General features: G+C 73.4%; 15 protein-coding genes. 7 read left to right on the forward strand and 8 right to left on the reverse strand.

What is annotated here, in order from left to right; all coding sequences use genetic code 11:
* Positions 1 to 6 precede the first annotated feature (6 nt).
* On the reverse strand, positions 7 to 1,161 hold the full coding sequence (locus AC5L30_RS02825; RefSeq protein WP_494865098.1) for a hypothetical protein: 1,155 nt from the start codon (positions 1,159 to 1,161) through the stop codon (positions 7 to 9).
* Between the two features lie 26 nt (positions 1,162 to 1,187).
* Complete coding sequence (locus AC5L30_RS02830; RefSeq protein WP_494865100.1) at positions 1,188 to 2,546, reverse strand: MFS transporter; 1,359 nt, start codon at positions 2,544 to 2,546, stop codon at positions 1,188 to 1,190.
* A gap of 57 nt (positions 2,547 to 2,603) precedes the next feature.
* On the opposite strand from AC5L30_RS02830, the gene AC5L30_RS02835 reads away from it, so the two are divergent.
* Genes AC5L30_RS02835 through AC5L30_RS02845 form a run of 3 tightly spaced genes read left to right on the forward strand, consistent with a single transcriptional unit; the run spans position 2,604 to position 5,468 of the window.
* Positions 2,604 to 3,251 carry a TetR/AcrR family transcriptional regulator gene (locus AC5L30_RS02835; protein ID WP_494865102.1) on the forward strand — a complete coding sequence of 216 codons (648 nt, stop codon included), beginning with the start codon at positions 2,604 to 2,606 and terminating at the stop codon, positions 3,249 to 3,251.
* 55 nt (positions 3,252 to 3,306) lie between these two features.
* Entirely contained in the window at positions 3,307 to 4,647 is a 1,341-nt protein-coding gene (locus AC5L30_RS02840; protein ID WP_494865104.1) for a flavin-containing monooxygenase, read from the forward strand.
* Positions 4,644 to 5,468 carry an SDR family NAD(P)-dependent oxidoreductase gene (locus AC5L30_RS02845; protein WP_494865106.1) on the forward strand — a complete coding sequence of 275 codons (825 nt, stop codon included), beginning with the start codon at positions 4,644 to 4,646 and terminating at the stop codon, positions 5,466 to 5,468. The genes AC5L30_RS02840 and AC5L30_RS02845 overlap by 4 nt, the downstream gene beginning before the upstream one ends.
* 10 nt (positions 5,469 to 5,478) lie before the next feature.
* Here AC5L30_RS02845 and AC5L30_RS02850 read toward each other — a convergent pair whose 3' ends face one another.
* On the reverse strand, positions 5,479 to 6,129 hold the full coding sequence (locus AC5L30_RS02850; RefSeq protein WP_494865108.1) for a LysE family translocator: 651 nt from the start codon (positions 6,127 to 6,129) through the stop codon (positions 5,479 to 5,481).
* Between the two features lie 232 nt (positions 6,130 to 6,361).
* Here AC5L30_RS02850 and AC5L30_RS02855 point away from each other — a divergent pair, with 232 nt between their 5' ends.
* From AC5L30_RS02855 to AC5L30_RS02865, 3 genes are all read left to right on the forward strand, one after another.
* Positions 6,362 to 6,850, forward strand: a complete 489-nt coding sequence (locus tag AC5L30_RS02855; protein ID WP_494865110.1) for a DnaJ family domain-containing protein — start codon at positions 6,362 to 6,364, stop codon at positions 6,848 to 6,850.
* 32 nt (positions 6,851 to 6,882) lie between these two features.
* The gene (locus tag AC5L30_RS02860) at positions 6,883 to 7,425 is read left to right on the forward strand and encodes a GNAT family N-acetyltransferase (protein WP_494865112.1); all 543 of its coding nucleotides are present in this window, start codon (positions 6,883 to 6,885) and stop codon (positions 7,423 to 7,425) included.
* Positions 7,426 to 7,577: 152 nt separating this feature from the next.
* The gene (locus tag AC5L30_RS02865; protein ID WP_494865113.1) at positions 7,578 to 8,858 is read left to right on the forward strand and encodes an MFS transporter; all 1,281 of its coding nucleotides are present in this window, start codon (positions 7,578 to 7,580) and stop codon (positions 8,856 to 8,858) included.
* Between the two features lie 150 nt (positions 8,859 to 9,008).
* Here AC5L30_RS02865 and AC5L30_RS02870 read toward each other — a convergent pair whose 3' ends face one another.
* Positions 9,009 to 9,584, reverse strand: a complete 576-nt coding sequence (locus AC5L30_RS02870; protein WP_494865115.1) for a maleylpyruvate isomerase N-terminal domain-containing protein — start codon at positions 9,582 to 9,584, stop codon at positions 9,009 to 9,011.
* A gap of 45 nt (positions 9,585 to 9,629) precedes the next feature.
* On the opposite strand from AC5L30_RS02870, the gene AC5L30_RS02875 reads away from it, so the two are divergent.
* Positions 9,630 to 10,670: an AraC-like ligand-binding domain-containing protein gene (locus tag AC5L30_RS02875; protein WP_494865116.1), complete on the forward strand. Its 1,041-nt coding sequence runs from the start codon at positions 9,630 to 9,632 to the stop codon at positions 10,668 to 10,670.
* A 16-nt stretch (positions 10,671 to 10,686) separates the two neighbouring features.
* Here AC5L30_RS02875 and AC5L30_RS02880 read toward each other — a convergent pair whose 3' ends face one another.
* The 4 genes from AC5L30_RS02880 to AC5L30_RS02895 all read right to left on the reverse strand — a co-directional run bounded on the left by AC5L30_RS02880 (position 10,687) and on the right by AC5L30_RS02895 (position 16,247).
* On the reverse strand, positions 10,687 to 11,163 hold the full coding sequence (locus AC5L30_RS02880) for a hypothetical protein (RefSeq protein ID WP_494865117.1): 477 nt from the start codon (positions 11,161 to 11,163) through the stop codon (positions 10,687 to 10,689).
* 154 nt (positions 11,164 to 11,317) lie between these two features.
* The gene (locus AC5L30_RS02885) at positions 11,318 to 13,117 is read right to left on the reverse strand and encodes a serine hydrolase domain-containing protein (protein WP_494865119.1); all 1,800 of its coding nucleotides are present in this window, start codon (positions 13,115 to 13,117) and stop codon (positions 11,318 to 11,320) included.
* Between the two features lie 11 nt (positions 13,118 to 13,128).
* On the reverse strand, positions 13,129 to 14,418 hold the full coding sequence (locus AC5L30_RS02890; protein ID WP_494865121.1) for an exo-beta-N-acetylmuramidase NamZ family protein: 1,290 nt from the start codon (positions 14,416 to 14,418) through the stop codon (positions 13,129 to 13,131).
* A gap of 11 nt (positions 14,419 to 14,429) precedes the next feature.
* Positions 14,430 to 16,247: a glycoside hydrolase family 3 protein gene (locus tag AC5L30_RS02895; RefSeq protein WP_494865123.1), complete on the reverse strand. Its 1,818-nt coding sequence runs from the start codon at positions 16,245 to 16,247 to the stop codon at positions 14,430 to 14,432.
* Positions 16,248 to 16,363 lie beyond the last annotated feature (116 nt).

Genomic DNA, 16,363 nt, shown 5'->3' on the forward strand with positions numbered 1-16,363 from the left:
CGATCATCAGGTGGCGTCGCCGGGGGTGGCGGCGCCGAGGCGGGCCAGCGCCAACGCCAGGTCACTGACCTGGTCGCCGAGCTGCGCCACCCGCCGCTGGGCCAGGTCCCGGTCGGTTTCGGCGGCGTCGAGTCGTACCGTCAGGGCGGTGCGCTGACCCTCGGCGGCCGCCGCGGCCTGCCGGGCCACGGTCAGCTCGGCGGTGAGCGTGTCGCGCTGGGCGGCCAGGGCGGCCACCTCCGCGCGCAGCCGCGCGGCCAGCTCCGCGGCCTCCTGCCGGGCCTCGTCGGCCTGCCGGGCGGCGACCTCGGCGCGGTCACGGGCCCGGTCGGCCTGCTCGCGCGCCCGGGCGGCGTCGGCGGCCTCGGCGCGGGTCCGCGCCGCGTCGGCGCGGGACTGCTCGATCTGACGCCGCACGTCCTGCACCTCGGCCTGCCAGCGCCCGGCCCGCTCGGTCGCCTCGGCGGCGGCCCGGGCGCCCCGTTCGGCCTCGGCGCGCAGCGCGTCGCGTTCCACGCTCAGGTCGGCCACCCGCTGCCGTTCGGCGTCGCGCTCCGTGCGCAGGTCCCGCGCCTCGGCGCGGGCCTGGTCGCGGTCGCGCTCGGCCTGGGCGCGCAGCGCCTCGGCGGCGCTGGCGTCGTGGCGCGCCTGGTCGCGGGCGGCCTCGGCGTGCCGCGCCCGCTCGTCGGCGGCGGTGGCCTGCCGCTGCGCCTGCTCGGCGCGCTGACGGGCGTCGTCGGCTTCAGTGCGGGCGTCGCGGGCCTGCTGCCGGGCGCGCGCCGCGTCGGCCGCCGCGGTCTCGGCGTCGTCGCGGGCCTCGTCGCGTTCGGTCTGCGCCGCCGCGATCTCGGCGGCCGCCTCCGCGCGGGCCTGGGCGAGCTGCCGCTGCACACCCACCGGGGACAACTCGGCGTGCAGCGACTCGGTCAACGTCTCGACGATCTGGTCGAGCCGGTCCACCGCCTCCCAGGTGCGGGCCACCTGCCCGGGCAGGCCGGGGGCGTTGCGGTGCCGCATCCGGCTGTTGCGGGAGGCGCGCTGGCACGCGCCGTCGTTGTCGCGGCAGTAGCGAAACGGTCGGCCCGCGCCGACCCGCTGCGCAACCGGGCGTCCACAGTGGGCGCAGGGGCGGGTCTCGGTGGTGCTGGGCTGGGCGTCCATCGAGGGAGAAGTCTAGTGCCGGCCGGTCAGCTCGTCGCCCGGGCCGTCGCGTCCAGGGTGTAGCGGCGTTGCAGCAGCAGCGCCGCGAGCATCGCCACCGCCGGCAGCAACCCGAAGCCGTAGCGGACCGCCGCGAGCGCGGCGTCCGGCTGCACCGGCGACTCACCGGCCGTCGAGGCCACGAAACCACCCACGGTCAGGCACAACGCGTACGCGTACGGGCCCAGGGCCGCGCCGGTGGCCTCGGTGGCCGTCCACACCCCGGTGTAGGTGCCGGCCCCGGTGCCGCTGGTGGTGCCGGCCGCGCGGATCACGTCGGGCAGCATCGAGAACGGCAGCAGCTGCATGCCGGCGAACGCCACCCCGAGCACCGCCACCGCGGCGACCAGCACCGGCAGGCCGGCCGGGCGGCCCACCGCCAGCACCAACGAGCCGAGGGCGAACGCGCCCTGCGCGCCGAGCAGCGCCCGCTGCTTGCCGACCCGGCGGGCCACCACCAGCCAGGCCGGGGTGACCAGCAGCGCCGGCGCCACGAACGCCGCCACCAGCACCGTGGTCAGGCCGGGCGCGCGCAGCTCGTACTCGGCGTAGTAGGGCACCCCGGCGAGCACCAGGTGGGTGGTGGTGGACATCGCCAGGTACGCGGCGACCAGCCACCGGAACTGCCGGTCGCGCAGCGCCGTGCGCAACGCCCGCCACCCGCCGTGCCCGGACGCGGTGGTGGCCGGCGCGGACCCGCGCAGCCGGGCGATGCCGGCGACACCGACCAGCATGGCCACCAGCATCCCCACGGCGAGGACCACGCCCATCCGCTGGTAGCCGCCGCGCGTCGCGGTGTCGCCGCCGGTGAGCAGCGGGGCCAGCAGCCCGGAGACCAGGATGCCCAGGGTCAGCACCACCATCCGGAACGCCATCAGCCGGGTGCGTTCGTGGTAGCCGATGCGCAGGTCGGCCGGGGTGGCCAGGTAGGGGACCTGGTAGGCGGCGAAGAGCAGGTTGCCGGCGATGAAGAACACCGCCACCCACGCAGCCGCCGCCGGGCCGGTCAGGCCGCCGGGCACGGCGAAGAGCGCGGCGAACGCTATCGGCAGGGCACAGCCGAGCAGCAGCAGGCGACGCCGGTCGCCGCGTCGGGTCTGCTCGACGTCGGCGCGGTGCCCCACCCAGGGGTGCAGCAGCACGTCGGCGATCTTCGGCAGCAGCAGCGCCAGGCCGGCCAGCCACGGCCCGACGGCCAGCACGTCGGTGAGGAAGTAGAGCAGCAGCAGGCCGGGTACGGTCACCCAGACGCCCATGCCGAGCGAGCCGGCCGCGAAGCCCGCCAGGGGGCGGCGCGGCAGCGTCGCGTCGGTGGCGGCCGCGGGCCGCCGGTCCAGCCCGGTCATCGCCGCATCCTCTCCGCAATCCAACGGTTGCTGGATTCTAGGGGCAGAATGGCGGCCATGACCATGCCCCGCCGCCGCCCGGGTCGGCCCCGCCGCGACGAGACCCGGCCGACCCGCGAGGTGGTGCTCACCGCGGCAACCGCGCTCTTCGCCGAGCGGGGTTTCGACGCCGTCGGGCTGCGGGAGGTCGCCGCCGCCGCCGGGGTCGACGTCGCCACTGTCGCGCACCACACGGGTACGAAGGCAGCGCTCTACGACGCGTGCTTCGCCCGGGTGTTCGCCGCCGAGCGGGAGGTGCTGACGGAGGCCGCCGAGCAGGCCCGCGCCGCTCTCGACGCCGGTCCGGACGCGGCACGGCGGGCCCTGCACGAGCTGGTCGACGTCTTCGTCGACTTCTTGGAGGACCGGCCCGAGACCACCGCGCTGTGGCTGCGCCGTTGGCTGGAACCGCAGCGGCACGCCGTGCTCGACCAGCGCTACGCCGATCCGTTGTACCGGCTGGTCGCGGAGTTGCTCACCGCCGCGGCGGCGGCCGGCGCGCTGGCCGAGCCGACCCCGCACATCACCGTGCGGAGTCTGGTGTGGGCGACGCACGGGCACGTGGTGGCGCTGGCCGCGGGCGCGCCGGGCGCCCGGGAACGGCGCGAGTTCCGGGCGTTCGTGCATCGCCTGCTCGACGGGCTGTACGGATCGCCAACCCCTTGACGGGCCGCCGCCGCGCGACGATTATCCATCGGACGTTGGATTAATGGGGGCGGCAATGGGCGTACCACCTCGGGTGGCGGTGATCGGGGCCGGCGCCGCCGGGCTCGCCGCGGTCAAGGCACTTCGCGACGCCGACGTGCCGACGGTCGGCTTCGAGGCCGCCGAGCAGGTCGGCGGCCTCTGGGTGTACGGGGCACCCGACTCGCCCGCGTACCGCACGCTGCACCTCAACACCAGCCGTGGTCGCACCCAGTTCGCCGACCACCCGATGCCCGCCGACTGGCCCGACTACCCCGACCACCGTCGCGTCGCCGGCTACCTCGCCGACTACGCCACGCGCTTCGGGCTGGCCGACACCATCCGGCTGCGGCACACCGTCGAACGGGTCACCCGGAACCCCACCGGCACGTGGACGGTTACCGCCAGCGGCCCGACCGGTCCGGTCGAGGTCACCGTCGACGCCGTGGTCGTCGCCAACGGGCACAACCGGGTGCCCCGGCTGCCCGATCCCGGGTACCCCGGCACCAGCACCGCCGAGCAGATCCACAGCCACGACTACCGGGGCCCGGAGCAGCTGGCCGGCCGACGGGTCCTGGTCGTCGGCGGCGGCAACTCCGCCATGGACATCGCCGTGGACGCGTCGTACGCGGCCACCCGCACCCTGCTGTCGCTGCGCCGCGGCGTCTGGGTGGTGCCGAAGTACCTGCTGGGCCGCCCCTCGGACACCCTCAACGGGGCGCTGGCCCGCCGACTGCCGTGGCGTCTGCGCCAACGCATCAGCCAGACGATGCTGAGCGCCACCGTCGGCAACCCCGCCCGCTACGGGCTGCCCGCGCCGACGCACGGTTTCCTCCAGGACCATCCGACGCTCTCCGACGGGTTGCTGTCGCGGCTGACCCACGGTGACGTCGAGGCCCGGCCCGGCATCGCCGCCCTCGACGGTGACCGGGTGGAGTTCACCGACGGTCGCAGCGACAGCGTCGATTTGATCATCTGGTGCACCGGTTACCGGGTGGACGTCCCGTTCCTCGACCCGGCGCTGCTCGCCGGGGGCGCCGACACCCTGCCGCTGTACCGGCACGTGTTCCACCCCGACGCCCCCGGGTTGAGCTTCGTCGGGTTGATGCAGTCCACCGGTTCCGCGTTCCCTCTGGTCGAGGCGCAGGCCAAGCTGATCGCGGCGCAGCTCGCCGGCCGGTACGCGCTGCCGGACCCGGAGCGACAGCGCGCCGTCTGCCGGGCCGAACTGCGGGCCGCGACCGCCCGCTGGGGTCAGCGCCGCCCGGCGATGCGGGTGGACTTCGACGTCTACCTGGCCGAGCTGGCCCGGGAGTTGACCGCCGGGACCCGCCGCGCCCGCCCCGGTGCGGCGTCCCCGGTGGGGGCACCCCGGTGAGCGGTCGGTCCCTGGCCGGTCGGCGGGTGCTGGTCACCGGGGCGAGCGGAACCTTCGGCCGCCACCTCGGCGCCGCACTGAACGCGGCCGGCGCCCGGGTGGTGGGGCTCGACCTGCACGCCCGCCCCGACGACGACCTGCCGGTGCTGGGCTGCGACCTGACCGACCCGGACGCCGTACCGGCGGCGGTGCGGGCCGCCGTCGACCGGCTCGGCGGGCTGGACCTGCTGATCAACAACGCCGGGGTCGGTGGTCCGGCGCCGGCCGAGTTGCCGCCCGACGAGGTGGTCCGCCGGCAACTGGAGGTCAACCTGCTCGCCGCCTGGCGCACCACCGCCGCCGCGCTGCCCCCGCTGCTCACCGCACGCGGACGGGTGATCTTCGTGGCCAGTCGGATGGCGGTGCTGCCGCTCCCGCTCGCCGCCGCGTACGGGGTGAGCAAACGGGCCCTGGTCGCCTACGCCGACGCGCTGCGCCACGAGGTGGGCACCCACGTCGGGGTGAGCGTCGTCTACCCGAGCATGGTCGCCTCCCCGATCCACGACAGCACCGCCGAGGCCGGGCTGTCCCTGCGGGGGGTGTCCCGCCCCGAGCCCGTCGAAGGGGTGGTCGCGGCGATCCTGCGGACCGCTACCGCCCAACGGGCCCCCCGTGACGTGGCGACCACCGCACGCGGCCGGCTGGAAATGGCCGTCGGCCGGCACGCGCCCGCGCTGGCCGACCGGCTGGTCCGCCGTACCCTCGCGGCCCGGCTCGCCGCCGGTGACCTGGACGCCGCGCCACTGGCCGCCGGGATGGTCGACCGCCACCGAAGGCGGTGACCACCCCCGGTCAGGAAGTGGCGACCGCCGCGCGCGAGCGGTCGGCGGCGATGCGTACGGCCAGCGCCGCGAGCGCCGTGCCGGTCACCCACCGCTGCACCCGCAGCCACACCGGCCGGCGGGCGAAGAACCCGGCCAGCGCGCCGGCGCTGAGCACGATCAGCGCGTTCACGCTCAGCGCGACGGCGATCTGGGTCAGGCCGAGCAGCAGGCTCTGGGTGGCCAGGTGCCCGCGCGTCGGGTCGACGAACTGCGGTAGCAGCGACACGTAGAGAATCGCGATCTTCGGGTTGAGCAGGTTGGTAATCAGACCCATGGTGAACAGTCGCCGGGGCGGGTCCGGCGGCAGCGGCGTGGGCGTGAACGGCGAGTGCCCGCCCGGACGCAGCGTCCGCCAGGCCAGCCAGAGCAGGTAGCCGGCACCGGCCAGCTTCACCACCGCGTACAGCGTCGGCACCAGGACGAAGACGGTGGCCAGACCGGCGACCGCCGCCGCCAGGTACACACCGAAGCCGGCGGCCACCCCGAGCAGCGAGACCAGCCCGGCCCGGCGGCCCTGCGCCACCGAGCGGGACACCAGGTAGACCATGTTCGGGCCGGGCGTGAGCACCAGCCCCAACGCCACCAGCGCGATACCCAGCAGTGCACCCGTACCCACCACGACACTTCCCCCGTTCGGTAGACCCCACACCGACCGTAATCGGGACGAACGTCCTGGCCCAGGGCCACCTGGCAGCCCGTGGCCTGCGATCCGGGGCGATCCACTCGTGTTCGACGAGACCCGGCGGCACCGTTGCGGGAATGCCCACCGTCGCGGGCGCGCTGACCCCTGACAAGTGCGCGTCGCCGGGCGGACGCGGCGCGTTACGGTGGCCAAGGGGAGGTGCCGCAGGGTGAGCGAGGCGTGGGAAGCGTCCGTGGAGGCAAAGATCCAGGATGCCGTGCAGCGCGGCGAGTTCGACAACCTGCCCGGCATGGGCAAGCCGATCCCCGGTCGTGGGGCGCCGTACGACGAGTCGTGGTGGATCAAGAGCTTCCTGGAGCGCGAGGCGCTCCCCAGTGACCTGCTCCTGCCCACCTCGCTGCAACTGCGCCGACGCATCGAGCAGGTCCCCGACGAGGTCCGTGACCTGCCCACCGAACAGTCCGTCCGCGACTTCGTGGCGCAGTTGAACGCGCAGATCGTGGCGTGGCTGCGCAATCCCGACGGCCCTCGGGTCGTGGTGCGTCCGGTGAACGCCGATGACGTGGTCCGCCGTTGGCGCGCCGAACGGGCCCGGCCCGAGGTCACGACGACCGTCACCGAAGCGGCGGCCGTCGTGGCGCCGCCGCGCCGGCCCCGCCGCGGCTGGTGGCAGCGGTGGCGCCGCCGTCGGGGCTGACCGCTGCGTCGCGGCCACGGCAGACTGTGCCGATGCTGATCGAATCGCGGACACCCGGCACGCCCTCGACGCCGGGGGTCGCGCTGCGTCCCTGGTGCGCCGACGACCTGGATGACCTGGTGCAGGCGTACCGGGATCCGGTCCTGCGCCGCTGGACCAGCGTTCCGGTGACCACCGCCGCCGAGGCCCGGCGGTGGCTGGACGGCGCACTGCGGGACTGGGCCGACGGCCGGCGGTACACCTTCGCCGTCCTCGAAGAGCAGGCCGGCGGCGCCCGACTGGTGGGCAACGTGGTCCTCAAGGGGGTCACGCCGCGGCGTCCGGCGCCGGAGGTGGGCTACTGGACGGCGTCGTGGGCGCGCGGTCGCGGCGTCGCCTCGCGCGCGGTCACCGCGCTGAGCCGCTGGGCGTTCGACCGGTTTCCCGAGGTGACGCGTCTCGACCTGCTGCACCAGGTGGACAACGTGGCGTCCTGCCGGGTGGCGCAGAAGTGCGGCTTCGTGTTCCAGGAGGTGTTGCCGGCCCGGCCGCCCTTCCCGCTCGACGGTCACCGGCACTCGCTCGACGCCGGATAGCTGGGGCGGCACGGTCGACACCTGCCCTCCGGCCGTCCGAGAACGGATCCGAACAGGTCCGAACGCCTGCTCCCGGCCCCGACGGCGCGAACGCGGATACGGTCTGCGCCAAGCGCCCGGACGACCGCCGGCGCGGGAGGGGACGGGGCGAGGTGACCGAGCGCGCCGCGACGTACGCCGAGGTGTTCGCGGTGCGCGAATACCGGCACCTGTTCGGTGCGTACCTGCTGTCTCTGGCCGGCGACCAGCTCACTGCCGTGACCGTGGCCTATCTCGTCTTCAGCGAAACCGGCTCGGCCGCGCTGGCGGCGGCCGCCTACGCCAGTTCGTACCTGGCCTGGCTCACGGGCGGACCGCTGTTGTCCGGTCTCGCCGACCGGTTCCCCCGGCGAAGGGTGATGATCGCCTGCGACCTTGGCCGCGCGGCGCTCATCCCGCTGGTGGCGCTGCCGGACCTCCCCGCGCCAACCCTGGTGGTGCTCCTCTTTGTGGTCAACCTGATGCGGCCACCGTTCGTGGCGGCGCGGGCGGCGTTGATGCCGGAAGTGCTCGACGGCGACCGCTACGCCGTGGCCAACGGTGTGGACAACATCTGCGCCCAGGTCGTGCAGGTGGTCGGCTTCGCCGTCGGGGGGAGTCTGGTGGCGGTGCTGTCGCTGCGCGGTGCCCTGCTGGTGGACGCCGCCACGTTTCTGGTCTCCGCTCTTCTGATCGGGATCGGCGTGCGTTCCCGCCCCGCGCCTCGACCGCCGTCGCGCCCGACCGGCCAGGGCCGGGCGGTCGGGCTGCGGGTGATCTTCGCCGATTCCCGGCTGCGGTCCTACGTTCTCGTCCTGTGGACGGCCAGCGCCTTCACGTACGCGGCCGAGGGGTTGATGGCACCGCTGGCCCGACAGTACGGCGGCGGCGCTGGCACCGTCGGACTGTTGCTGGCGGCGGCACCGTTGGGGATGGCCCTCGGCGGGGTCGCGCTCACCCGGTTCTGTCCACCGGCGACCCGACCACGGCTCATCCTGCCGCTGGCCGCGATGTCGGCCGGGGTGCTGACGGTGACCTGGCTCGTCCCTCCGCTGTGGATGATGCTCCTGCTGTTGGTGCTGGCCGGCGCCGCGAGCGCCTTCGCCATCCCACTGAACGCGCTGTTCGGCCGCGCGGTGCCGGCGCAGTACCGGGGACGCGCGTTCGGGGTGGCCATCACCGGTCTCAGTGGGCTACAGGGATCGGCGATGGTCCTGGCGGGTCTGGCCGCCGACCGATGGCCGGCCACCACGGTGATCGGGTTCAGCGGATTGTCGGGCGCGGTGGCGGTCCTGGCTTTCGTGCCCCGGTGGCCTGCCTGCACACCTGTGACGTTCGAGTCTCCGGTCGAACAAGCCCGAACGACTCCGAACGCCGACATCCCTACCGCCGAAGCGGGCCCCGGCCGACGCTGACGTCAGCTGGCGGGCACGGGGACCGCCACCGAGGGGGAGGAGAAGGACATGCGCAGCGTTCGCAACCGTGGCATCAGCTGGACCTGACCGGAACGCTCCAACCGGGTGGTCGCCTACCGGCGACCACCCGCCCCTCGGCGCTGGTGCGAGTCACTCGAGCGCGGCCCGCCAGCTCCACGACGTGCGTCTCGCCCGGCCGGGCAGTTCACCGCGACCGGTCATCCACAGCAGCACCTCGGGTGCCGCCCCGGCCGGGGCGTCCGGGAAGAGTCGGCGCAGCACCAGCGCGCTCAACCGCTGCGGCGGCTGCCACGGCACACCGAGACCGAGGGTGATGTCGTGGGTGTGCAGCAGGGTCTCGGCCACGCCCATCGCGGCGAAGCCGGCCGGATCACACGGGCCGAAGTGCCAGGCCCGGGTCTCCGGCGGGGCGGCGTCGACGGCGGCGGCGAGCAGCCCGGCGCAGGCCCGCACCACGGTGAGCACCTGCGTCGGGCTCGCGTCGGGGGAGACCCGCAGGTCGTACGGCAGATAGCCGTCATCCGGGCGGCCGGTGACCTGGCCCGCGTACGCGAGGAGGTCGTGCGCGACGTGCGCCGCGGTGGTCCAGCAGCTCCACCTCAGTGAGCCGGCCGGCACCGACCAGTCGCGTTCCCGGTGTGGCACCAGCACCCGGGTCATCTCCTCGGCCGCCTCCCGCAGGTCGGCGCCGGTCACCGTCGACATTCGCCAACCCACCGGGCGTCACCGGGCGTGGGAATCCCGTCATGGGTGAAGAGCATCGAGGCGTGCAAGAATCCATGCTCGCATGTGGGGGAGGCGAGAATAGTGTTGCCCAACCAGGTGGTGGACACGACGGTGCTGCCGCCCACGGACCGGTTCGCGTTCTGGTATGCCCTGGTCGCTCAGGAGACGGCGCCAGCGCACATCAGCAGCGGCCACCTGGACAACTTCGTCGCCTACGCACAGGCCATCGATCTCGGCCGCATTCGGATGACCTCGCTGCGGTACCCGTCGCTGGACTCGATCCGGCCCGCGAAGCTGGTCCGCAGAGCCGAGGGCGATGTGTATCAACTCGCGCTACCGCTGACGGGTCACAGCACCTTGATCCAGGACCGCACCGAGTCCACGCTCGAAGCCGCCAACCACTTCACGCTCCTGGACACCGCGCGGCCGCACATCGCCCGGCACCGCGCGGACAGCCCTGGTCTCGCCACCACGATCACCGTGCAGATACCGCACGCGACGCTGCCCCTGGCGCCGGACCGGCTCCGCCGGCTGCTGGCCATCCCGATGCCGTCGCACCTCGGCGTCGGCGGGTTGTTGGCCCACCACCTGCGCAGCATCGCGGCGCACCCGGAGCAGTTCGAGCCGGCCCAGGCCGAGATCCTGGGCGGTGTGGCGGTGGACCTGCTCACCGCCGCGCTCGCTCAGTACCTCGACATCGAGGACACCGTGTCACCGGAGGCCCGGCACACCGCGCTGCGGGCCCGCGTCGTCGATTTCATCGACCGGCACCTGGACAGTAACGAGCTCACCCCTCGTAGCGTCGCCACCGCCCACCACATCTCGCTGCGATCGCTGCACCGCCTGTTCGAGGCGGAGGCGACCACGGTTGCCGAACTCATCCGCGCCAAGCGCCTCGAGCAGTGCCGTCGCGATCTCGGCAACCCGCTGCTGCGGCAGCCGATCCATGCCATAGCCGCCCGCTGGGGCTTTCCGGACAAGGCCCACTTCAGCCGCGCCTTCCGTGCCCACTACGGACGTTCACCCCAGGAATACCGCACGGGCGTCGCTCACCAGGACCGGTGACCCGCCCGAGCGACCACTACCGTCGGCGGTCGGTCGGATCGGTCTCGACGAAGTCACGCACAGCGGCGCGGATACTCTCGCCGTACGGGTCGTCCGGCAGCCGCACCAGGTGTTCGCGGGCTCGGGCGAGGTGCTCCCGGGCCGGACCCACGTTGCCCAGGCGTCGGTGGCAGTCGGCCAGGTTGAGGTACAGCGACGGCAGGAACGCCTGGACCTGGAGCGAGGACAGGTGCCGCTGGGCGCGTTCGTCGGTCAGCTCGGACACGGCGGCCAGGGCACGTTCGTCCCAGGCCAGCTCCGCCTCGGTGGTGTCCTGGAGGTCGGCGAGGTAATGCGCCAGGGTGCACCGGTGCAGGGCGTCACCGGTGGGGCCCAGCTCGGCCCACAGCGCGGTGAGCAGCTCACGGGCCGGGGCCGGTGCGCCACTCTGGCCGAGCTGCACGGCCTCGACGATCCGGGTCATGGTCGGGTCGGCGGTCGGTTGGTCGGTCATGTCGCCGATGGTCGGGCCTCAACCCGGTCGAGGGTCAAATTGCTCTCGGGCCCGTGCCGCACCCGCGTCATCTCGTCGGCCGCCCCGAGCAGGTCGGCGCTCGTCGCCACTGGTATCCGTCGACCCTCCAGGGGCGCTCCGACGGTGCAACGTCTCAGCTCCGCGCCGGCGACCACCCGTCGGCGACGAACCGGGAGGCGTCGGCACCCTCGCCGGAGAAGAGCATGCCGTGCCGGTCCGCCGCTACGACCCGGTCGACGTAGACGCCGCGCCCCTGGCTGGAGCCGTCGGTGCTGCTGCTCCACCGCAGGTGGGTGGTCTGGTCGGGCAGCGCCACCGAGACCTGCCACCACACCCGACCTCCGTAGCCGGTGACCGTGCCGTCGGCGCTCCACCGGCGGGCCGCGTCGCGCAGGCGCATCGTCGTCGGCGCCCAGGTCTGCCCGCCGTCGGTGGAGACCTCGAATCGCGCGCTGTCGAAGCGGGGCTCGGTGTCGTACCAGAGAAGAAAACTCGCCGTCGCGCCACGGCCCGGCCGGCGCAGCGGTGCCGTCAGAGTGCTCGTCGCGGAGTCGTCTGGGTCGGCCCGCCAGGCGCTGGCCGAACGCGGCCGCACCGGCATCGCCTCGGCGAAGTCACGTGCGACGGCCCGCCGGGCCACGTTGTTGCTGCCCCAACCCCGGTCGGGGTGCACCCGGTTGCTGAGCATGACGACGAACGAGTGGGAGATCGGGTCGACGACGATCGACGTTCCGGTGAAGCCGGTGTGTCCGAAGCCCACGGGCGAGGAGAGCCCCATCATGTACCAGTGCTTGTTCAGCTCGAAGCCGAGCCCACGGTCGCTCTCCGGGTAGGCCGACTCCAGCGGCGCGTTGCCGTTGACCAGCATCGCGCGCACCGTGTCCGACCGCAGGATCCGCCGGCCGTGGTAGTCGCCGCCGTTGAGCAGCGACTGGCACAGCACAGCCAGGTCCGCCGCGGTGGAGAAGACTCCCGCGTGCCCGGCCACCCCGCCGAGCGACCAGGCGTTCTCGTCGTGCACCTCGCCCCACACCATGCCGCGTCCGGCGTACGGCTGGTATTCGGTCGCGGCGATCCGCGACCGTCGCTCCGGGCCCGGGTTGTAGCCCGTGTCGGTCATGCCCAGCGGCCCGGTCACGCCGTCGCGAACCAGGTCAGCCAGCGACCGGCCGGTCACCCGCTCCACCAGGACGCCCAGCGCGATCAGCCCCAGGTCGGAGTAGACGTATTGGGCACCGGGCGTCGCCCCGGCCGCGAGCGGCGTGGCGAGCGCGGCGGTGAAACGCTCGGCTGGCGTGGGGTACCTGCTCCACAGCGGCGTGAACGCGGGCAGGCCCGAGGTGTGGGTGAGCAGCATCCGTACGGTCACCGCCGTCTTGCCGCCCGCGGCGAACTCCGGGACATACCGCGCGACCGGAGCATCCAGCTCCACCAGCCCCCGCTCCACCTGCTGCAGGGTGACGATCGTGGTGAACAGCTTCGACACCGACGCCAGGTCGTAGATGGTGTCGGGTCGGGTCGGGATCTGCTCCTCGGCGGGGAGTTCCACGCCGACCAGTCCGGGCGGCGGCCCGACGGAGGCGTACTTCACCGCGCTGCCCACCGCGGCGTGCTGGACGATCACGCCGTCCTTGGCGGCCAGGACCACCGCGCCGGCGTACGCCGGATGTCCGGGGTGGTCCGGTGTCGGCTGGAGGTACGCCGCCAGGTCGACGGGCAGACGATCCACCTGGTCGGGGAGTAGTCCGACCTGCCGGGCGCTGCCGCGCCTCAAGGTGTCGTGGCGAAACTGGATGTCGGCGGGGGTGACGGTCGGCGGACCGGACCCAGCCGGTGCGGCAACCGCGGGCACGGCGGGCATTGCCGTGCCCGCGACCACCAGGGCCAGGCCGAGCGCGAGTGAGCGGAGCGGGCGATGCATCGACCTGGTCATGACCGCACTCCTCAGTAGAGCAGGTAGGGCCGGCGGCGCCGGTTGAAGGTGGCCAGCTCCTCGGCCCAGGCGCCGACGACGTCGTCCACGTCAGCTCCGGCGTCGATCTGGGTACGCAGTCGTGGCGACCCGGTGAGCTTGTCGATCCAGTACGGGCGCACGGCGTCCCACGAGTCGCGCCGCCAGGCGAACGCCGGGTACCGGTGCGCCTCCACGAGCATGGCCACGCCGGTGCGGATCGGGTCGTACACCGCCGGGTCGACGACCTTGACCTCGACGCCGGCGCAGAGCTTGTTGAGCAGGTCCGGCTTCTGCCCGGCCGAGGTCGGCGAGAAGTACGCCTCGCGGAACTCGACCCCGGGCAGGTTGCGGGCATTGAGCCGGTCTCCCCAGTGATGGTCGAAGTCGGTCGCCAGCCCACCGATCAGCTCGAACGGGCGGCAGGTGCCGCGCCCCTCGGTGATGGACGCGACGCCCTCGAACAGGCCGGTGCCGGGATAGACCAGGGCGGTGTCCGGTGTGGGCATGTTCGGGCTGGGCATCACCCAGGGCACGCCGGTGTCGGCGGGAAGGGCGTCGCGTTTCCAGTGCCGGCACCGGACCACGTGCAGGTCGACCGGCCGTCCCGCCTCGGCCGGCAGGAAGGTGGCGTTGAAGAAGCGGGCCAGTTCCCCGACGGTCATCCCGTGCTGCTGGATGATCTCCTTCAGGCCCACTCCCGAGGTGTACGGGCTGGTCATCATCGGCCCGTACGCGCGCCCGCCGATCGGGTTGGGCCGGTCCAGCACGACGTAGCGTTTGCCGACCCGGGCCGCGGCGACCATCGAGGTGTACATCGTCCAGATGTAGGTGTAGAAGCGGACCCCGACGTCCTGGATGTCGAAGACCACCGTGTCCACCGCGGCCTCGGTGAACATGGTCTCCCACCGGGCCAGGTTGGCGCCGTACGCGTCGTAGACGGGAATGCCGGTGCGGGCGTCGACGCCGGTGCCCTCGCTGCCTCCGGCCTGCGCGGAACCGCGGAAGCCGTGCTCGGGGCCGAACGCGGCGACCAGTTGTACCCGACCTGAGCCGTGCATCAGGTCGACGAGGTGCCGGTAGGCCGCGTCGACGCCGGTCGGGTTGGAGACGACGCCCACCCGCTGGCCCGCGAGTTCGGCGAATCCGGAGGACACCAGCTCGTCGAGTCCGGTGCGGACCCGTCGGCCACCGGAGTCGGCCGCCGCCGTTCCGACACCGAGCGTCCCCGCCCCGAACGCGCCCGCACCGACGGCGCCGACCAGGAAATTCCTGCGTTGCATGTGGTTGCCTCCTACCAGCTCAGGCCGTGTCCGTAGGGGTAGAGCACGGAGCCCGCCCCCTCGGCCGTGGGGATCGTGACGGGCAGCCGCCCGCGCGGCGACAGCTCGCCGTGCAGCGCGCGGACGAGAGCGTCCATCGCCGCCCGGGTGTACGAGTAGGTCGCCAGGTAGGTGGTCACCCCCGGCAGGTACGCGATGTCGTACGGGTCGCGGACAGCCACGACGATCACGGGTTTCCCGGTGCCCAGCAGTGCCGCGACGAGGCGCTGCTGACTGGCGCGCGGGTCGGTGACGGCGGTGTCCCACGCCTTGTTCACCAGCACGACGGTGAGGTCGTGCTCGGCGGCCTGGCTCGCCGTCGCGGCGATCGTCGCGTCGGAGGGCAGGGTCGCCGGCCGGGCGGTGACGCGGGCACCGCGGGCGGTGAACCCGGCGGTGACCGCCGCGACCGGGGCGAAGGCGGCGTTGTCCCAACCGGTGACCAGCACCGACCGGGCGGCGCGGGGCAGGGGCAGCACGTCGGCGTCGTTGCGGACGGCGGTGAGCGTCGGGTCGGTGACCCGGGCGACGGCGGCGAGATGATCCGGCGCGCCGACCGTCCGTACCGCCCTCTCGACGTCGACCACCGGGGAACGGGCCAGCCCTTGCCGATACTTCACACCGAGGATGCGCCGAACCGACTCGTCGATTCGGCGCTCGGTGAGTTCACCGGTGGCGACGGCCCGTAGCACCGCGTCGCGTGCCAGCGCGAGGTTCGGCGGCATTAGGAGCTGGTCGGCGCCGGCCTTGAGCGCCAGTACGGGCACCCGCTCGTCGCCGTACTTCGCGCGCACGCCAGCCATGTTCAGCGCGTCGGTGACGATGACACCCCGGAAGCCGAGCTCACCGCGCAGCACGCCGGTGAGGATCGTCGGCGACAACGTCGCGGGGTCGCCGGACGGGTCGAGTGCCGGAACCACGATGTGCGCGGTCATGATTGATTCGACGCCGGACCGGATCGCCCGTCGGAACGGCGGCGCGTCGATCCGGTCCCACTCGGCGCGGCTGTGGTTGATCACCGGAAGGCCGGTGTGGCTGTCGGTGGCCGTGTCGCCGTGTCCGGGGAAGTGCTTCGCCACGGCGGTCACCCCAGCCCGGTCCTGGAAGCCGGCGACCTGGGCGGCGGTGAGGTCGGCCACCAGGGTGGGGTCGGCGCCGAAGGAGCGGACACCGATCACCGGATTGGCCGGGTTCACGTTGACGTCGGCGATCGGCGCGTACGGCTGGCGGATGCCGACGGCGCGCAACTCGCGCCCGGTGACCTCCGCCGCCGTCTGGGCGGCCTGGGTCGACCGCCCCGCACCCAGCGCCATCGACCCGGGGAATTGGGCGGCGGGAGAGGGCATCCGCACCACGGCGCCCTGCTCCTGGTCGGTGGAGATGAGCAGGGGTACGCGACCTGTTGCCCGGTCGCCGAGGGCAGCCCGCTGGAGTCCGTTGGAGAGTGTCGCGATCTGGCGGGGACTGTCCAGATTGTGCGACCACGAGAAGTAGCAGACGCCGCCGAGGTGGTACCGCTCGACGACTTCTGCGGGCGTTTCCACGCCGAAGGCGGCGAGGTTCGCGGCCCGGTCCGCAGCCGTGGGCTCGGTGGCGTCACTGCCGTAGACGTAGGTGGCGAAGAGCTGTCCGACCTTCTGCTCCAGGCTCATGTGTCGCAGCGTCGACGTGACCCAGCCATGCTCGGCGGCCGAGGGGAGCGCCGGGGTCGATGCCTGGGCGGAGATGGGGGCGAGGGCGGCGACCAATGTGGTCACCAGGGTGGTCGCGGTAACGAGTCGGGTCTGCATAGACGCCTCTCAGTCCGGGTGGCTGAAACTTAGCTACATGGCAACCACTCGTCAAGAAGACAATCTACGGATAGCCGCTGATCAGCTGTGGCGGAGTCCGCTATGGCGTCCAGAAA

The organism is Micromonospora sp. BQ32 (assembly GCF_059358895.1).